This is a genomic window from Pseudomonas sp. NPDC007930, from assembly GCF_042958985.1.
Classification (GTDB): domain Bacteria; phylum Pseudomonadota; class Gammaproteobacteria; order Pseudomonadales; family Pseudomonadaceae; genus Aquipseudomonas.
This window is the reverse complement of record NZ_JBIBKC010000001.1, coordinates 255,094-272,341: the sequence shown is the minus strand read 5'-3', so window position 1 is coordinate 272,341 and position 17,248 is coordinate 255,094. Positions and strand designations below refer to the sequence as shown.

The following is a 17,248-nucleotide window of genomic DNA, read 5'->3' as shown; positions in this document are numbered from 1 at the left end:
TGGCTTGCTGAAGGGCCAAGAGCCCCTCAGCCCAACTTCACCACCCCAATCCCCACCGCCACCAACAGCGCCGCCACCCCTCGGCGCACGCCGAAGCGTTCCTTGAACAGCAGCGTGGCAATCACCGCGGCGATGATCACGCTGCTCTCCCGCAGCGCCGCGACCTTGGCCACGCTGTCCAGCCGCATCGCCACCAGCACCAGTGCGTAGGCGCCGGCGTAGGTGAGGCCGCCGAACAGCGAGGCGCGCCACTGCTGGCGTAGATGCCGGGCCAGCGCCGGGCCGCGGCGGGCGGCGGCGAGCAGGGGCACGGGCAGGCTCATGGTCAGGGTGAAATACACCACGTACTGCAGGGCGCTGGCGCTCTGGCGCACGCCTTGGGCGTCGATCACCGTGTACAGCGCGGTGCACAGCCCGGCACCCAGCGCCGCGCCGGTGGCCGCCCAGTGGCCACGGCCGTGCAGCAGGCTGAGGATGCCGGCGGAAATCAAGCCGATGCCCAGCAGCGCCAGCGCGCCCAGGTGCTCACCCAGCCACAGCGCGGCGATCGCCGCCACCAGCAGCGGCGGCAGGCCGCGCACCAGCGGGTACACCTGGCCGAAGTCGCCGTGGTGGTAGGCCCGCACCAGCAGGTAGCGGTACACCAGGTTCACCAGCAGCGACAGCCCGATCAACGCCCAGATCGCCGCCCCCGGTGGCGCCACGAACGGCACCGCCAGCAGCGCGCCGAAAAACGCCACGGTGTCCAGCGCGGCCATGGTGCACAGGCGGTCGCCGCTGGATTTGACCACCGCGTTCCAGCCGGCGTGCATCAGCGCGGCGGTGAGGGCGAGGAGGGTGGCGAGCTGGCTGGCGGTCATGGCGGCACCGGGCTTGGAAAGACCACGCCAGCATGCCCGCCACGCTTGGCGCTGACCAATCGTTCTGCCTGCAACGCGGCATAAGCCGGGGTGATGGGAAAGGGTACCCGTGTACAATGGCCGGCCTGACGCGCCCGCTCGAAGAGGTAGCACGATGCAGCAAGGACCTTCGCTGACCCCCGGTTTCATGATCGTGCATGGCAACCGCCTGGACGACCTGCGCGCCCTGGCGGTGAACTGGATGCAACGCTACCCGCTGGCACCACTGGAAAACGAAACCGTGCTGGTGCACAGCAACGGCATCGCCCAATGGCTGAAGCTGGCCCTGGCCGAAGACCGCAGCGCCGGCGGTTGCGGCATCGCCGCCGCGCTCGAGGTGCAGCTGCCGGCGCGTTTTCTCTGGCAGGCCTACCGCAACGTGCTCGGCCGCGCCAGCACGCCGGAAACCTCCCCCCTCGACAAAGCCCCGCTGCTGTGGCGGTTGATGCGCGTGCTGCCGGGCCTGCTCGGGCAGCCGGCGTTCGCCGGGCTGGCGGGGTTTCTGGGTGACGACGGCGATGGGCGCAAGCTGCACCAGTTGGCCGAACGCCTGGCTGACCTGTTCGACCAATACCAGGTGTACCGCGCCGACTGGCTCGACGATTGGGCCGCCGGGCACGACCAACTGCGCCACCTGCGCGGCGGCGTGCAGCCGCTGGCCGCTGACCAACTGTGGCAGGCCCAACTGTGGCGCGAGGTGCTCGCCGATGTGGGCGAGGGCGCCCTGGCGCAGAGCCGCGCCGGCGTGCACCGGCGCTTTATCGAGCGCCTGGCCGAGCCCGGCCCGGCGCCGGCGGGGCTGGCGCGGCGGGTGGTGGTGTTCGGGATTTCCTCGATGCCGGCGCAGGTGCTCGAAGCCCTGGCCGCGCTGGCCCGGCACAGCCAGGTGCTGCTGTGCGTGCACAACCCTTGCCGCCACCACTGGGCCGACATCGTCGCTGACAAAGAACTGCTCGGCCACGCCTACCGGCGCCAGCCGCACAAGCTCGGCGCGGCGCCGGCTGGCAACCACGGCCAACCGCTGCTGGCGGCGTGGGGCAAGCAAGGCCGCGACTACATCAACCTGCTCGACAGCTATGACGACCCGGCCAGTTACCAGAACCTGTTCCAGGCCGTCAGTGGCGGGCGCATCGACCTGTTCGACGACAGCCAACCCACGCACCTGCTCGGCCAGTTGCAGAACGACATCCTCGAACTGCGCCCGCTGGCCGAAAGCCGCCCGCTGTGGCCGGCGGTCGACCCAAGCGGCGACCACTCGCTGCGCTTCCAGTTGGTGCACAGCGCCCAGCGCGAAGTCGAGGTGCTGCACGACCAACTGCTCGCCCGCTTCAGCGCCGACCCTGCCCTGCAGGCGCGCGATGTGATCGTCATGGTGCCCGACATCAACGCCTACGCCCCGCACATCCAGGCGGTGTTCGGCCAGGTGCCGCGTGACGACGCCCGCTACATCCCGTTCACCCTCGCCGACCAGGGCCAGCGCGGTCGCCAGCCGCTGCTGATCGCCCTGGAGCACCTGCTGCGGTTGCCGCAAAGCCGCTTCAGCGTGAGTGACATCCTTGACCTGCTCGACGTGCCCGCGGTGCGCGCGCGCTTGGGCATCGATGAAGCCGACGTGCCCACCCTGCAGCGTTGGGTCGACGGCGCTGGGGTGCGCTGGGGCGTAGACGCCGCCCACCGTGAAAGCCTCGAGATGCCCGAAGGCCTGGAGCAGAACACCTGGCGCTTCGGCCTGCGGCGCATGCTGCTCGGGTACGCCAGCGGCCAGGCGCCCGCGCTGGGCGGTATCGAGCCGTACGACGAAGTGGCCGGCCTGGAGGCGGCCCTGGCCGGGCCGTTGCTGGCGCTGATCGAGCGCCTCGACGTGGCCCGCCTCGACCTGCAACAACCCGCCACCCCCGAGGGCTGGGTCGAGCGCCTGCAAGCGCTGTTGCGGGTGTTCTTCAAGCCCCAGGGCGACGCCGACCAACTGCTGCTCGACCAGTTGCTGGCCCTGCTCGACGACTGGCGCGCCACCTGCGAACTGGCCGGTTTCGCCGAGCCGGTCACCCTGCCGGTGGTGCATGAGGCCTGGCTGGCCGGCATCGAGCAGGGCAGCCTGAGCCAGCGCTTTCTCGCCGGCGCGGTGAATTTCTGCACCCTGATGCCAATGCGCGCGATCCCGTTCAAGCTGGTGTGCCTGCTCGGCATGAACGACGGCGACTTCCCGCGGCAACAGCAAGCGGTGGACTTCGACCTGATGCGCAACGACTACCGCCCCGGTGACCGTTCCCGCCGCGAAGACGACCGCTACCTGCTGCTCGAGGCGCTGTTGTCGGCGCGCGACCAGCTCTACGTGAGCTGGGTTGGGCGCAACATCCGCGACAACAGCGAGCGGGTGCCGTCGGTGCTGGTCAGCCAGTTGCGCGATCACCTCAGCGCCGGTTGGGCGCTGGCCGGCGGCAGCGGCAAAAAAGATGAACTGCTCGCCGCCTTGACCCAGGCCCACCCGTTGCAGCCGTTCAGCGCTACCTACTTCGCCGGCCAGCCCGGGCCTGATGGCCTGTATACCTATGCCCACGAGTGGCGTGAGGTGCACGCGGCTCAAGCCAGCACCGCGGCCGAGGGGCCGCTGGCGGCGTTGGGCATGGACACCCCGCTGAGCTTGCGCCAACTGGCCAACCTGCTGCGCGACCCGGTGGCGGCGTTTTTCGAGCAGCGGCTGAAGGTGCGTTTTGCCGAGCAGGCCCTGACCAGCCGCGATGACGAAGCGTTCGCCCTCGATGGCCTGGAGCGCTGGCAGCATCAGGATGCCCTCAGCCAGGCGCTCAAGGGGTGGGTAGAAGCCGCCTGGCAGCCCGAGCAACTGGCGGCGCGGCTGGGCGCCGAGGTCGAGCGCCTGCAACGCCGTGGCGAGTTGCCACTGGGCGCCTTCGGCGCGCTCAGCGCGCGTGACCTGGCCGCGCCGCTGCCGAACCTGCTGGACCGCTACCAGGCCCACCTGCGCGCTTGGCCGTACCCGGTCGAAGGCCAGGTGGCCGCGGCGCTGCCGGCGGACGCCGAGGCGCAGGTGCCCGGGCTCAGCGACTGGGTCGGCGGCCTGCGGCAGAACGCCGAGGGCCATTTGGCGTTGATCCAGCTCGACAGCAAAAAACTGGTGGATGAAGGCGTGTACCGCTGGCACAACCTGGTGCGGCCGTGGGTGTACCACCTAGCGCTGCAACTGGGCGAGCAGCCCTGCACCAGCGTGTGGGTGAGCCTCAAGGGCGACGTGGTGCTGCGGCCGATCCCGGCCGCGCAAGCCCGGGCGCAGTTGGCCAGCCTGCTCGCGGCCTGGGCCCAGGCCATGCGCGAACCGTTGCCGGTCGCCTGCCGCAGCGCCTTTGCCTGGCTCGAGCAAAGCCCCGGCGACGAAGGCGATGAAGCGCCGCGCCTGGCCGCTGCCCGCGACGCCTACGAAGGCGGCTACATGGCCGCTGGTGAGGTGGAGGGCTCTTTCGCCCTGCGCCGCGCCTACCCGGATTTCGACAGCCTCAATGCCAGCGGGCAGTTCGGCCAGTGGGCCGAGCGGCTGTATGGCGGGCTCTTTCAACACCTGGCCGAGAGCACTGTGCAATGACGCCCTTGAACCTTGCCCCGCTGAGTTTCCCGCTGCACGGCAGCCGCCTGATCGAGGCCAGCGCCGGCACCGGCAAAACCTTCACCATCGCCCTGCTGTATGTGCGCCTGGTGCTCGGCCACGGTGGCGAGAATGCCTTCCCACGGCCGCTCACGCCGCCCCAGGTGCTGGTGGTGACCTTCACCGACGCTGCCACCCAAGAGCTGCGCGATCGCATCCGCGCGCGCCTGGCCGAGGCCGCCGCCTGCTTTGCCTCGCCAGAGGGCGAGCACGACAGCCTGCTGGTCAGCCTGCGCGCCAGTTACCCCGCCGAGCAGTGGCCGGGGTGCGCCCAGCGCCTGCAACTGGCCGGCGAGTGGATGGACGAAGCCGCCGTTTCGACCATCCACGGCTGGTGCTACCGCATGCTGCGCGAGCACGCCTTCGACAGCGGCAGCCTGTTTACCCAAACCCTTGAAACCGACCAGCGCGAGCTGCTCAGCGAGGTGGTGCGCGACTACTGGCGGCGGCATTTCTATAGCCTGCCGCTGCCCCAGGCGATGGCCATCGGTGACTGCTTCAGTGGTCCCGAAGCGCTGGAGCACGCGCTGCTGCCGTTGTTGTCGCGCGGCGACGCCCAGTATCAGTTCGAGGGCAGCGTGCTGCCCACGCCGGCCTCCCTGGCCGGGTTGCTGCAGGGCCCTGGGCAGTGGTATGAGCAGGTGCCGCAACTGGAGGCCGCCGCCCGCGCGCTGTGGCTGGCGCACCGCGAGGAACTCGAAGCACTGCTGCGCGAACTGCGCCCGGCGCTGAACGGCAACAGCTACCGCAAGTACGACCAGGACGAGGTGTTCAACGCCGCCTTGGCCGCGCTGGCCGCCTGGGCCCAGGGCGCGCCGGCGCCGAAGAACATCGAGCGCTTCGGCCAGCGCGGGTTCAAGCTCAAGGCCAAGGCGCAGGCCCCGGCGCACCCGGCGTTCGCCGCGATCGATACCTGGCTGGAGGCCCACGCGGCAAAGCTCGACATCCGCCCGCAACTGCTGCTGCACGCCCTCGCCGAGGTGCGCCAGCGCTTCGACGCGCAAAAGCGCCAGCGCGCGCAGATCGGCTTCGACGACCTGCTGCAGCGCCTCGACCAGGCCCTGCAGGGGCCCGCCGGGCCGCGCCTGGCGCGGTTGATCCGCGAGCAGTACCCGGTCGCGCTGATCGACGAATTCCAAGACACCGACCCGGTGCAGTACCGTATTTTCGACAGCATCTACGCAGTGCGCGAGAACCTGCCCGACTGCGGGTTGTTCATGATCGGCGACCCCAAGCAGGCGATCTACTCGTTCCGCGGGGCCGACATCTACACTTACCTGCAAGCCCGCGAGGCCACCGCCGGGCGGCATTACACCCTGGGCACCAACTACCGCTCCAGCCAGGCCATGGTCGACGCGGTCAACCACTGCTTCGCCTTTGCCGAGCGCTACCCGCGCGGGGCGTTTCGTTTCGCCGAGGCCGGCGGCAACCCGGTGCCGTTCAACGCCGTGGGCGCCAAGGGCCGTGAAGAAGTGCTGCAACTGCACGGCCAGCCGGCCACCGCGCTGACCTTCTGGCAGCTGCCCCAAGACGGCTTGATCAACAAACGCGATTACCTGGCACTGGCCGCCGAAACCTGCGCCTCGGCGATCCAGGGCTGGCTGGCCGAAGGCTCCGCCAGTGGGCTGCTCAAGGGCGGCGTGCTCACCCCGCTGCGCCCGGCCGACATCGCCGTGCTGGTGCGCAGCCGCGCTGAAGCCGAAACCCTGCGCGGTGCCCTGGCCCGGCGCCAGTTGGCCAGCGTGTACTTGTCTGACCGCGACTCGGTGTTCGCCAGCGACGAGGCCCGCGACCTGTTGTTCATCCTCCGTGCCTGCGCCCAGCCGGGCAGCGACCCGTTGCTACGCGCCGCGCTGGCCACCCACAGCATCGGCCTGAGCTGGGCCCGCCTCGAAGAGCTGAACCACAACGAGCGCTACTGGGAAGAGCAGGTCGAGCGCCTGCGGGAGCTGCGCAAGGTCTGGCAGTACCAGGGCGTGCTGCCGATGCTGCGGCGGTTGTTCAACCACTACCAGGTGCCGGCGCGGTTGCTGCGCGCCACGGGCGGCGAGCGGCGCTTGACCAACCTTTTGCACCTGGCCGAATGGCTGCAGCGCAGCGCCGCCGAGCTGGACGGCGAGCATGCGTTGATCCGCCACCTGGCCGAGCAGATCGACAGCGCCAGCGAAGAAGAAATCCTCCGCCTGGAGAGCGACGCCGACCTGATCAAAGTGGTCACGGTGCACAAGTCCAAGGGCCTGGAATACCCGTTGGTGCTGCTGCCGTTCGCCTGCGCCGCGCGCGAGATCGACGGCCGTGGCAACACCCCGCCGATGTACCACGACGCCGAGCATGCGCTGGCCGTGGAACTGGCCCCGGGCGACGCCGCCAAAGCCGCCCGCGCGCTGGCCAACGACGAGCGCCTGGGCGAAGAAATGCGCTTGCTTTACGTGGCCCTGACCCGCGCCCGCTACGCCACCTGGGTGTGCATGGCCGAGCAGGGCCGGGCCGGTGGCAAAGCCACCGAGCTGCACAAGGGCGCCCTCGGCTACCTGCTCGCCGGCGGCGAAGAAGTGCCCGCCGGGGCCCTGGCTGGGCAGTTGCAGGCGCTGGCCGGGGAGGCCACGGCGTTGGCGTTGCAGGCGGCCCCGCAGGTTGGCTTCGAACGCCATGCCCTGGCCCGCGCCGGGGCCTTGGGCCCGGCGCTGGAGCCGGCTGGCAAGGTCCAGCAACACTGGTGGATCGCCAGCTACTCGGCGCTGGCACTGGCCGCCGACGGCCACCTCGGCGGCCTGGTGCCAGAGCCAAGCACCGCCCAGGAAGCCAACCTGCGCGAGGCCCTCGAAGCCGAAGAACCACCGCTGGCCAATGCCCCGGGGATCCACGGCTTCCCCCGTGGCGCCGGCCCCGGCACCTTCCTCCACGGCCTGTTCGAGTGGGCTGGCCGTGAAGGTTTCGGCGCGGTCGCGGCTGACCCTCAACGCCTGCGCAATGCCGTGGCGCGGCGCTGCAACCTGCGTGACTGGGAAAGCTGGATCGAACCGTTGAGCCAATGGCTGCTGGAGTACTTCAACACGCCCTTGCCGCTGCCCGGCTTCGAGCCGGTGCGCCTGGCGGAGCTGGCCGCCTACCAGGTAGAGATGGAGTTCTGGTTCTCCAGCTCGCAGGTGGCGGTGCCGGCGCTCGATGGCATCGTCACCGCGGGTACCCTGGCCGGGGTGCAACGCCCGGCGCTGGCGTACAACCAGCTCAACGGCCTGTTCAAAGGGTTCATCGACCTGGTGTTCGAGCACCAGAGCCGCTACTACGTGGCGGACTTCAAATCCAACTGGCTGGGCGCCAGCAGCGAGGCCTATGTGCCGCTGGCCATGGCCGAGGCCATGCTCGGCAAACGCTATGACCTGCAACTGTGCCTGTACCTGCTGGCCCTGCACCGGCAACTGAGCGCGCGCCTGCCCGGCTACGATTACGACCAGCACATGGGCGGCGCGCTGTACCTGTTCATTCGTGGCCAACAGGCGCCGGGCCATGGTGTGCATTTCGAGCGCCCCACCCGCGCGGTGATCGAACAGCTCGACCACCTCTTCCAAGGCCAGCGCCAGGAGCACACGGCATGAGCCTGAAAACCCTCAGCGACAACCTGCGCCCACATGAGCGCGGCGCCCAGCCGGTCGGCCAGGCCAGCAGCGAGCACTTGTTGCAGCAACTCGATTACTGGGTGCTGCGCGGCTGGTTGCGCGCGCTCGACCGCGCCTTCGCCGGCTTCGTGCTGGAGCAGGCGCCGCACAGCCCGGCGCCGGTGCTGCTGGCGGCGGCGATGGTCAGCCACCAACTGGGCCGCGGCCACACCTGCCTCGACCTGCAAGCCACCCTGCGCGCGCCGGACTTCACCCTGTCGATGCCACCCGAAGGCGAGCACGGCGGCCAATTGCCCTCTGCCTGGCTTGCCGGCCTCGACCTGGCCCAGTGGCGCCAGGCGCTGGCGGCCAACCCGCTGGTCGAAGACCACGACAACGGCCTTGAGCAGCCCGAGCGGCCCCTGGTGCTGGCCGGCGCGCGGCTGTACCTGCGCCGCTACTGGAACTACGAACGGCGCATCGCCCAGGCCCTCGCCGAGCGCCTGGAACAACCGGCCAGCACCCCGGCGCAGTTGGGCGAACGCTTGCAGCAGTTGTTTCCTGAGCCGCTGTGGGTCAATGGCGAGCGCCAGAGCGATTGGCAAAAACTCGCCTGCGCACTCTGCGCGCGGGCGCACTTCAGCGTAATCACTGGCGGCCCCGGCACCGGCAAGACCACCTCGGTGGTGCGCCTGCTGGGCTTGCTGCAAACCCCGGCGGTGCAGGCCGGGCGGCCACTGCGCATTCGCCTGGCGGCACCCACCGGCAAGGCCGCGGCGCGGTTGTCCGAGTCCATCGGCCGGGCGGTCAGCGCGCTGCCGGTGAGCGATGAGGTGCGCGCGGCGATCCCCACCGAGGTTTCGACCCTGCACCGCCTGCTCGGCAGCCGGCCGGATTCGCGCAACTTCATTCACCACGCCGGCAACCGCCTGCAACTGGACGTACTGGTGGTCGACGAAGCCTCGATGATCGACCTGGAGATGATGGCCTGCCTGCTCGCCGCGCTGCCGCCGGCGGCGCGCTTGATCCTGTTGGGCGACAAAGACCAGTTGGCCTCGGTCGACGCCGGCTCGGTGCTGGGCGACCTCTGCCGCGACGCCGAGGCCGGCCACTACAGCCAGGCCACCGTGCGCTGGCTGGCCGAGCACACCGGCGAGGCGGTGCAGGCGCCGGCGCTGGTGTTTGCCGAAGGCGCGGGCGACCCCTTGGCCCAGCAAACGGTGATGCTGCGCTACTCGCGGCGCTTCGACGCCGAGCAGGGCATCGGCCGCCTGGCGCGGCTGGTCAACGCCCAGCAGGCCAGCGCTGCCCGGCAGTTGCTGGCGGCGCCGTCCGATCAACTGCTGGCGCTGCGCTTGCGCAACGAACAGGACGCCGCCCTCGACACCCTGCTGATCGACGGCCAGGGTGAGCGCCCCGGCTATCGGCATTACCTGCAGGCTTTGCAGCACCTGCGCCCGGCCGCCGGCACCGAGTGGGACGCCCCGGCCTGGCAAGCCTGGGCCGCTGAACTGCTGGTGGCGTTCGATCGCTTCCGCCTGCTCTGCGCCTTGCGCCGCGGCCCCTGGGGTGTTGAAGGGTTGAACCAGCGCCTGGCCGCGGCGCTGCATGCCCGCGGGCTGCTGCCCGGCGAGCATGGCTGGTACGAAGGCCGCCCGGTGCTGGTGACCCGCAACGACTACAGCCTGAACCTGATGAACGGCGACATCGGCATCGCCCTGCAGGTGCCCACCCCGGGTGGCCAGTTGGCCTTGCGCGTGGCCTTCCCGCGTAACGACGGCAGCGCCGGGGTGCGCTTCGTGCTGCCGAGCCGGCTGGTGGAAGTCGACACCGTGTTCGCCATGACCGTGCACAAGTCCCAGGGCTCGGAGTTCGAGCACACCGCGCTGGTGCTGCCCGATGCGCTGAACCCGGTGCTGACCAAAGAATTGCTGTACACCGCGATCACTCGCGGCAAACGCTGGTTCAGCCTGGCCGAGGTCAACCCGGCGGTGTTCGAAGGCGCCGCCGGCCGCCAGGTGGAACGCACCAGCGGGCTGCCGGCACAGTTGGCCGAAGCTTTGGCCGGCCACACTCAGGAGATACGCAATGCTTGACCCCACCACCCTGCAATGGGCCTGCGCCGCCTTGCTGCTGGCCAGCGCCGGCCTGGGCCTGGCCGTGGCCTGGCAGGCCGCGCGCCAGCGCGCCAGCCAGGCGCAACTGGAGCAGGCGCAGTTGCTGCTGGAGCAGCAGCGCGACGCCAACCTCGCCCAGCAACTCGAGTTGGGCGAGCTCAACGCCGGCCTGCGCGCCGAGCAGCAACACGCCCAGCACTGGCAACAGCAGTGTGGCCAGGCCCGTGGCGAGGCCCTGCAACTGCGCGAGCAGGCCCAACAGGCCTACACCGCCCAGGCCGAGGCCCAGCGCCAGGCCAGCGTGGCCCAGGCCCAGCAGGAGCAGGCCCAGGCGCAACTGCAGGAGCACCGCGCCGGCCGCGCTCAGTTGCAGGCCCAGTACGATGAACTGCACGGCCGCTTCGCCGAGCTGGGCCGGGAGCACGCCACCCTCACCAGCACCCTGGAGCACAAGCAGCAGCACTTCGCCGAGCAGCAGCAGTTGCTCAAGGAAAGCCGCGAACAGCTCAAGCTCGAATTCGAGCAACTCGCCGGGCAGATCTTCGAAGCCAAGGGCCAGGCGTTCTCCCAGCACAGCCAGCAGTCCCTCGATGCGCTGCTCAAGCCGTTCCGCGAGCAGATCGAAGGCTTTCGCGCCAAGGTCGAAGACATCCACCACAAGGACGTGCAACAACAGGCGGCGTTGGCCCAGGAACTGCTGCACCTCAAGGAGCTGAACCGGCAGATCACCCAGGAAGCCCACGACCTCACTACCGCCCTCAAAGGCCAGAAAAAGGCCCAAGGCAATTGGGGCGAGCTGATCCTGGAAAACGTCCTCGACCGCTCCGGGCTGGTGCTCAACCGGGACTACAAACGCGAGGTGAGCATCACCGGCGAAAACGGCCGGCAACGCCCGGACGCCATTGTTTACCTGCCCCAGGGCAAGCACCTGATCATCGACGCCAAGGTCTCGCTCAACGCTTACGTGCGCTACATCAACAGCGAGGATGACACCGAACGGCGCCTGGCCCTGGCCGAGCATGTGGCGGCGTTCAGCGCACGGATCAAGGAATTGGCCGACCGCCAGTACTTCGACCTGCCCGGGCTGAACGCCCCGGAAATGGTGTTCATGTTCGTGCCGATCGAATCGGCCTTCGTCGAGGCGCTCAAGGCCGATGAAGGCCTGTTCCACAAGGCCATCGAGCAGAACGTACTGGTGGCCACGCCGACCACCCTGCTCACCAGCCTGAACATCGTGCGCCAGTTGTGGCGCTTCGAAGACCAGAACAAGCACACCGCCGAACTCGCCGACCGCGCCGCCAAGGTGTACGACAAACTGCGCACCTTCCTCGGCAGCATGGACGCCGTCGGCTCCAGCCTGGAAAAAGCCCAGGACGCCTACCGCAAAGCCTGCGACCAACTGGTGAATGGCCGCGGCAACCTGGTCAAGCAGGTCAATGACTTCCGCCAATTGGGCGTGGCGGTCAAGGGCGAGTTGAGCGGCGAGTGGGTCGACCGTGCCGAGCTGGAGCTGGGCCGGGAGGCGCCAGCGCTGGTGGAGGAGGGGAGTGGGCCGGTGGGTTGACTGCCCATCGGGCATCGATGAAAATAACGTCAAGGGCTCGATAAGAGCGTTGCTGCCCGGCGTCAAGGTGCTCATTGGCCGGCAGTGTGGATCGCGGGATGCACCGTCCCGAGTAGCGGCAACCAGGCATCAACGGTTGGCTTGCGACCCCATCTCCAGGGTTACCTGGGATGAGCTAAGTAAGCGCTGCGACTACAGGCCCTTGCACATCTTCAAAAGCGCCCATCGTGGCGCTTTTTTTATGGCCTTCTATGGCCTATTGCATTGCACGTTACCTACCAGGCTTCCGTGCCCTCTGCGATTCAGCCGATATGCGGTGACCACTGAGTAGAACCTCAACGCCTGCCCGTTTCCGAGAATGGGCTCGAGCACTGCGTATCCCTTCGCGCTGCGCAATATTGCGAGGCGATAGCCATTGCGGGTTTGATGGAATTCGCAATAGATCGGGGCCTTGTGAACGATGATGGACGCGACGTATGCCGCTACTTCGCCTATGGCCTTGCACCCCCATCGCGGTAGCTCATGGGCATGTTCAGCCCATATGTGGTTCACACCGAAGCCCTTGTTCGGCCCCACGTGCCGGCCAGCGCGGAGGTAGATCTCACCGGCGGGTAATGAAATACCTTGGCGTTTGATAGTCGGGATGTAACCGAAGCTTTGTTGGCCTGTGAACGGCTGGGCAATGAAGTCGTGGGCGTGCAGCCCCGGCAGGTACTGAGCCGCTAAGGCTGGGGGCTGTGGAGGATGCACTGCTTCACTTCCGTCCGAGGGGGAGCGGATTTTCCCATCCCGCGGAGGGCAAAATCCCTTAGTACACAAAATGTTCTGATTTTTAGCGTGGGCCACGCCAAGCGCATCGCAGCCATTGCCGTCCCGCTACAATTGAAATACATTGCAACTCATTCTCAACTACCCCTTTCCCCTTCCATGCCCAACCTCGCCCCCCAGCCCAGCCCGCCCCAGAGCATCGCCGGGCTCTATGGCTTGCATCACGGCTGGCTGGTGAACTGGCTGCGTGGCCGCCTGGGCTGTTCTCAGCAGGCCGCCGACATCGCCCAGGACACCTTCCTGCGGGTGCTGCTGGCTGACCGCCGCGCGCCATTGGCGGCGCAACTGGTCGAGCCGCGGCACTATCTGGTCACGGTGGCCAAGCGGGTGATGGTCGATGGCTTTCGCCGCCGTTCGGTGGAGCAAGCCTACCTGCAGCTGCTGGCCGAGCAGCCTGAGCAGTACGCGCTGGCGCCGGAAGAGCGACTAATGCTGCTGGAAACCCTGCAGGCGCTCGATGCCATGCTCAGCGGCCTGGGGCCGCGGGTGAAGCAGGCGTTTTTGCTCTCGCAATTGCAGGGCCTGGGGTACAAGGCGATTGCCGCGCAGTTGGGGGTGACGGTCAGCTCGGTGACCAAGTACATCGCCAAGGCCACCGAGCATTGCCTGCTGTTCGCGCTGGACAACCCCTGATGGCCGCCAGCGATCGCCGCCAGGCGCTCAGCGCCGCGGCGCAGTGGTTCGCCCGCCTCGGCGCGGCACCGGCAGACCCGGCCCTGCAGCAGCAATGGCAGCAATGGCATAACGCGTGCCCCACTCACCAGTGGGCCTGGCAGCGGCTGGCCATGCTGCAGGCGCAACTGGGCCAGGCCCAGGGCGGGCTGGGTTACAACGTGCTGGCCCAGGCCGGCGCGGGTGGCCTGGGCCGCCGCGCGCTGCTCAAGGGCCTGGTGCTTGGCGCCGGGCTGGGCGCGCTCGGCTGGGGTGGCTACCGCCAGGCGCCGGTGTGGCTGGCCGATCTGCGCACCGGCACCGGTGAGCAGCGCAGCCTGCGCCTGGCCGATGGCAGCCGGCTGGTGCTGAACACCGCCAGCGCGGTGGATGTGGACTTCACCGCCACGGCGCGGGCCCTGCGCCTGCGGGCCGGCGAGGTGTTCATCGAAACTGCCAAAGACGCGCGGCCCTTTACCCTGAGCACCGGCCACGGCACCTTGCGCGCGCTCGGCACGCGCTTTGGCGCCCGCCTGTACCCGCGGCACACGGAGCTGGCGGTGTTCGAGCACGCGGTGGCGGTGCACCCGGCCCATGTGGCGGGCGAGCAAGCGGTGATCCAGGCCGGGCAGGGTGTGGCCTTCAGCGCCGACGGGGTAATGCCGCCGCGCGCCTTGGCGGCAGACGAAGACGCCTGGGTCAGCGGCCGGCTGGTGATCGACGGCTGGCGGCTCGACCGCTTGATCGCCGAGTTGCAGCGCTATCGGCCCGGGTACCTGGGCTGCGCCGGTGAGGTGGGGCACTGGCGGGTGTCGGGCGCTTATTCGCTGCGCGACCTCGACCTTACCCTCGCCGCGGTGGCCCGCGCGCTGCCGGTGCGGGTCGAGCGCTATGGGCCGTTCTGGGCCCGGGTGGTACCGGTGTAAAAAAACTTCACGGGGCATTGTCGATTTTGCCCAGGCGGCGCGACTCCTGTTCAACAGCCTTCACATTCGCTCGCCGCGAGCCTCAGGAGTCAGCATGCGCCCCCGCTCTTTCAACGCCTTGGCCTTCAACCCACGCAGCACCTTGCGCCTCGCCCTGTTCGGCGCGGGGCTGGTGTGCCTTGAGCCGGTGCTGCTCGGCAGCGCAGGCGCGCAGGCGGCCAGCGTACAAAAAAACTACACCATCGGTGCCGGCCCGCTGGGCGCGGTGCTGGGCCGTTTCGCCAATGAGGCCGGCGTGGTGTTGTCGTTCGACAGCGCCCTGACCCAAGGCAAGCAAAGCGCCGGGCTGAGCGGCAGTTACAGCGTGGAGCAGGGGTTTGCCCAGTTGCTGGCCGGTTCTGGCCTCAGCGCCGCGCCCAGCACTGACGGCAGCTTCGTGCTGGTGCCGGGGGCTGAAGGCGATACCCTGCAGTTGGGGGTGAGCAGCATCAGCGGCGCGGCCCTGGGCGAAACCACCGAAGACACCGGCGCGTACACCACCGGCCAGACCCGCACCGCCAGCAAGTTCGGGCTGAGCCTGCGGCAAACCCCGCAATCGGTGACGGTGATCCCCCGGCAACTGATGACCGACCACAACCTCAGCTCGCTTGACGACGTGGTCACCTTCACCCCGGGGTTGAGCAGCAACCACCGCGACAGCGAGCGTTACACGTTCTACTCCCGTGGGTTCCAGATCCAGAACTTCGAGTACGACGGCGTGCCGGCCCAGGTCGCCAACGAGTCGCAGCAGTTCACCAGCACCCTCGCCGACATGGCCATCTACGACCGCGTTGAGGTCGTGCGCGGCGCCACCGGCCTGCTCAGCGGCGCGGGTACCCCGTCGGCCACCCTCAACCTGGTGCGCAAGCGCCCCACCGCGGAGTTCCAGGGCTATGTGGCCGGTGAGGCCGGCGCCTGGGACCGTTACCGCTCCGAGGCGGATGTGTCCGGGCCGCTGACCGACAGCGGCAACGTACGCGGCCGGCTGGTGGCGGTGTACGAAACCGCCAACTCGTTCGTTGACTGGTACAAGACCGACAAGCGGGTGATGTACGGCGCGCTGGACATCGACCTGAATGCCAGCACCGTGCTGCGCACCAGCCTGGATTACCAGAACAACAATTCCGATGGCGTCAGCTTCGGCCACATTCCGCTGTTCTACAGCAACGGCAGCGCCACGAACTTTTCCCGCTCGTTCAACCCCGGGGCGCGCTGGAGCTACCTCGACAACAACCAGTACAACCTCAGCACGGTGCTCGACCACCAGTTGGGCGGCGGCTGGAGCGCCAAGGCCGCTTACAGCCACCAGTACGCCTACCGCCATGGCGTGACCGGTTCGGCCAGCCGCGGCGCGCCCGATGCCCTCACCGGCAGCGGCGCGGGGATGTACATCAACCGGCTCGACAGCTACCAGACCCAGGACAACCTCGACCTGTACGCCAGCGGCCCCTTCGAGCTGGGTGGGCGAGAGCATGAGTTGGTGGTCGGTAGCAACATTGCCTACACCCACCTGAACTACCCGACCTACCAGAATAATTTCCCTGACCTGGACAACATCTACCAGTGGGACGGCGACCCCCACGCCAAGCCGCACCTGAACAAAACCGAAGAGAGTATCAGCCGCCTGAGCCAGCAGGGGCTGTACGCGGCCGTGCGGCTGAAGCCCTACGACCCGCTCACGCTGATCCTTGGCAGCCGCGTGAGTACCTGGCGCCAGGAGGACTACAACCGAGCGGTAGGCGCTGCCGACGGCACCACCGATGTGACCAAGAAGCACGGCGTAGTCACCCCCTACGCCGGTGTGGTGCTTGACCTCAACGACACCTATTCGGTGTACGCCAGCTACACCTCGATCTTCCTGCCGCAAACCTACTACCGCACCGCCGGTGGCACCTCGCTCGCGCCGCTCGAGGGCGACAACTACGAGCTGGGCATCAAGGGCGAATTCTTCAACGGCGCGCTGAACGCCAGTGCGGCGGTGTTCGAGGTCAAGCAGAAGAACACCCCGCAGTTTGTCGGCAACGCCGACGATGGCAGTGAGATTTATCGGGCGATTGCCGGCACCACCACCCGCGGCATCGAAACCGAGATCAACGGCGAAGTGCTGCCGGGTTGGCAGGTATTGGCCGGTTACACCTACCGTGAGTCGAACGACAACGACGGTAACCGGGTAGAAACCAACCAGCCGATGAACCTGTTCAAGCTCGCCACCCGCTACCAACTGCCGGGCGCCTGGAACCGCCTGACGGTGGGCGGCAGCTGGCTGTGGCAAAGCTCGATCTACGCCAGCAACGAAGACTTCGGCACCAAGGCCTACCAGCGCGCCTATGGGGTGGTGGGGTTGTTGGCCAACTATAAGGTCGATGAGCACCTGAGCGTGGGCCTGAACCTGAACAACCTGTTCGACAAGAAGTACTACGACGGCCTCGGCACCTTCAATTCCGGCTCGTACGGCGAGCCGCGCAACCTGGTGGCCAACGCCCGCTGGGCGTTCTAGAGGGTGGCGAGCATCACTGGCAGCAGCACGATCATCAGCGCCAGTGCCACCAGCCCGACCAGCACCCGGCTTTTCAGGCGGTAGCTCTGGGCGACCTGGCTGGCTTCCAGGGTGACTTGGGTGAACCGCGCGCTGAGCGCCGCCAGCGCCTGGTACTGGGCCAGGGCGTCCTGCTCGCGCTGGGCCTCGGCCTCGCGCAGGGCCGCCTCCAAGCGCTCGCAGCGCGCCTCGGCCTCTGCCAGGGCTGCCGCGCGGCTGTTGCTGACGTACAGCACCAACTGCCGTTTGAGGGTTTCCTGGGCTCGCTGCTGTTCGGCCAGTGCGGCGTTCAGGGCCTGGGTGATGTCCGTGTCAGGGGTGTTTAGGGTGCTCATCGCGCCTCCGTGCCCAACCCGCGTGTATGAGAATGCTTCTGGCAGAAAATACCGGCCCTGTGCCAGCGTAGCTCAAGTTTGCTGGCCCTTCGCCTTGAACCC

Annotated in this window: 9 protein-coding genes; 7 read left to right on the top strand and 2 right to left on the bottom strand. The window is 68.3% G+C overall.

Annotated features, from left to right (window positions below):
• Positions 1–26 precede the first annotated feature (26 nt).
• A complete protein-coding gene (locus tag ACFZCE_RS01280; protein ID WP_390935344.1) occupies positions 27–860 on the bottom strand; it encodes an EamA family transporter in 834 nt (277 codons plus the stop codon).
• Positions 861–1,014: 154 nt separating this feature from the next.
• Between ACFZCE_RS01280 and recC the strand changes: the two genes are divergently transcribed.
• From recC to ACFZCE_RS01245, 7 genes are all read left to right on the top strand, one after another.
• Positions 1,015–4,494: an exodeoxyribonuclease V subunit gamma gene (gene recC / locus ACFZCE_RS01275; protein WP_390935343.1), complete on the top strand. Its 3,480-nt coding sequence runs from the start codon at positions 1,015–1,017 to the stop codon at positions 4,492–4,494.
• Positions 4,491–8,150, top strand: coding sequence for an exodeoxyribonuclease V subunit beta (recB, locus tag ACFZCE_RS01270; protein ID WP_390935341.1), 3,660 nt, complete (start codon positions 4,491–4,493; stop codon positions 8,148–8,150). The genes recC and recB overlap by 4 nt, the downstream gene beginning before the upstream one ends.
• Positions 8,147–10,246, top strand: coding sequence for an exodeoxyribonuclease V subunit alpha (gene recD / locus ACFZCE_RS01265; protein WP_390935339.1), 2,100 nt, complete (start codon positions 8,147–8,149; stop codon positions 10,244–10,246). Before recB ends, recD begins: the two co-directional genes overlap by 4 nt.
• Positions 10,239–11,831, top strand: coding sequence for a DNA recombination protein RmuC (gene rmuC / locus ACFZCE_RS01260; protein WP_390935337.1), 1,593 nt, complete (start codon positions 10,239–10,241; stop codon positions 11,829–11,831). Before recD ends, rmuC begins: the two co-directional genes overlap by 8 nt.
• A 927-nt stretch (positions 11,832–12,758) precedes the next feature.
• Complete coding sequence (locus tag ACFZCE_RS01255) at positions 12,759–13,292, top strand: sigma-70 family RNA polymerase sigma factor (RefSeq protein WP_390935336.1); 534 nt, start codon at positions 12,759–12,761, stop codon at positions 13,290–13,292.
• The gene (locus ACFZCE_RS01250) at positions 13,292–14,236 is read left to right on the top strand and encodes a FecR domain-containing protein (RefSeq protein WP_390935334.1); all 945 of its coding nucleotides are present in this window, start codon (positions 13,292–13,294) and stop codon (positions 14,234–14,236) included. The genes ACFZCE_RS01255 and ACFZCE_RS01250 overlap by 1 nt, the downstream gene beginning before the upstream one ends.
• A gap of 94 nt (positions 14,237–14,330) precedes the next feature.
• Positions 14,331–16,772 carry a TonB-dependent siderophore receptor gene (locus ACFZCE_RS01245; RefSeq protein ID WP_390935333.1) on the top strand — a complete coding sequence of 814 codons (2,442 nt, stop codon included), beginning with the start codon at positions 14,331–14,333 and terminating at the stop codon, positions 16,770–16,772.
• On the opposite strand, the gene ACFZCE_RS01240 is transcribed toward ACFZCE_RS01245, so the two are convergent.
• Entirely contained in the window at positions 16,769–17,146 is a 378-nt protein-coding gene (locus ACFZCE_RS01240; protein ID WP_390935331.1) for a hypothetical protein, read from the bottom strand. The two genes, ACFZCE_RS01245 and ACFZCE_RS01240, sit on opposite strands and share 4 nt — an antisense overlap.
• Positions 17,147–17,248 lie beyond the last annotated feature (102 nt).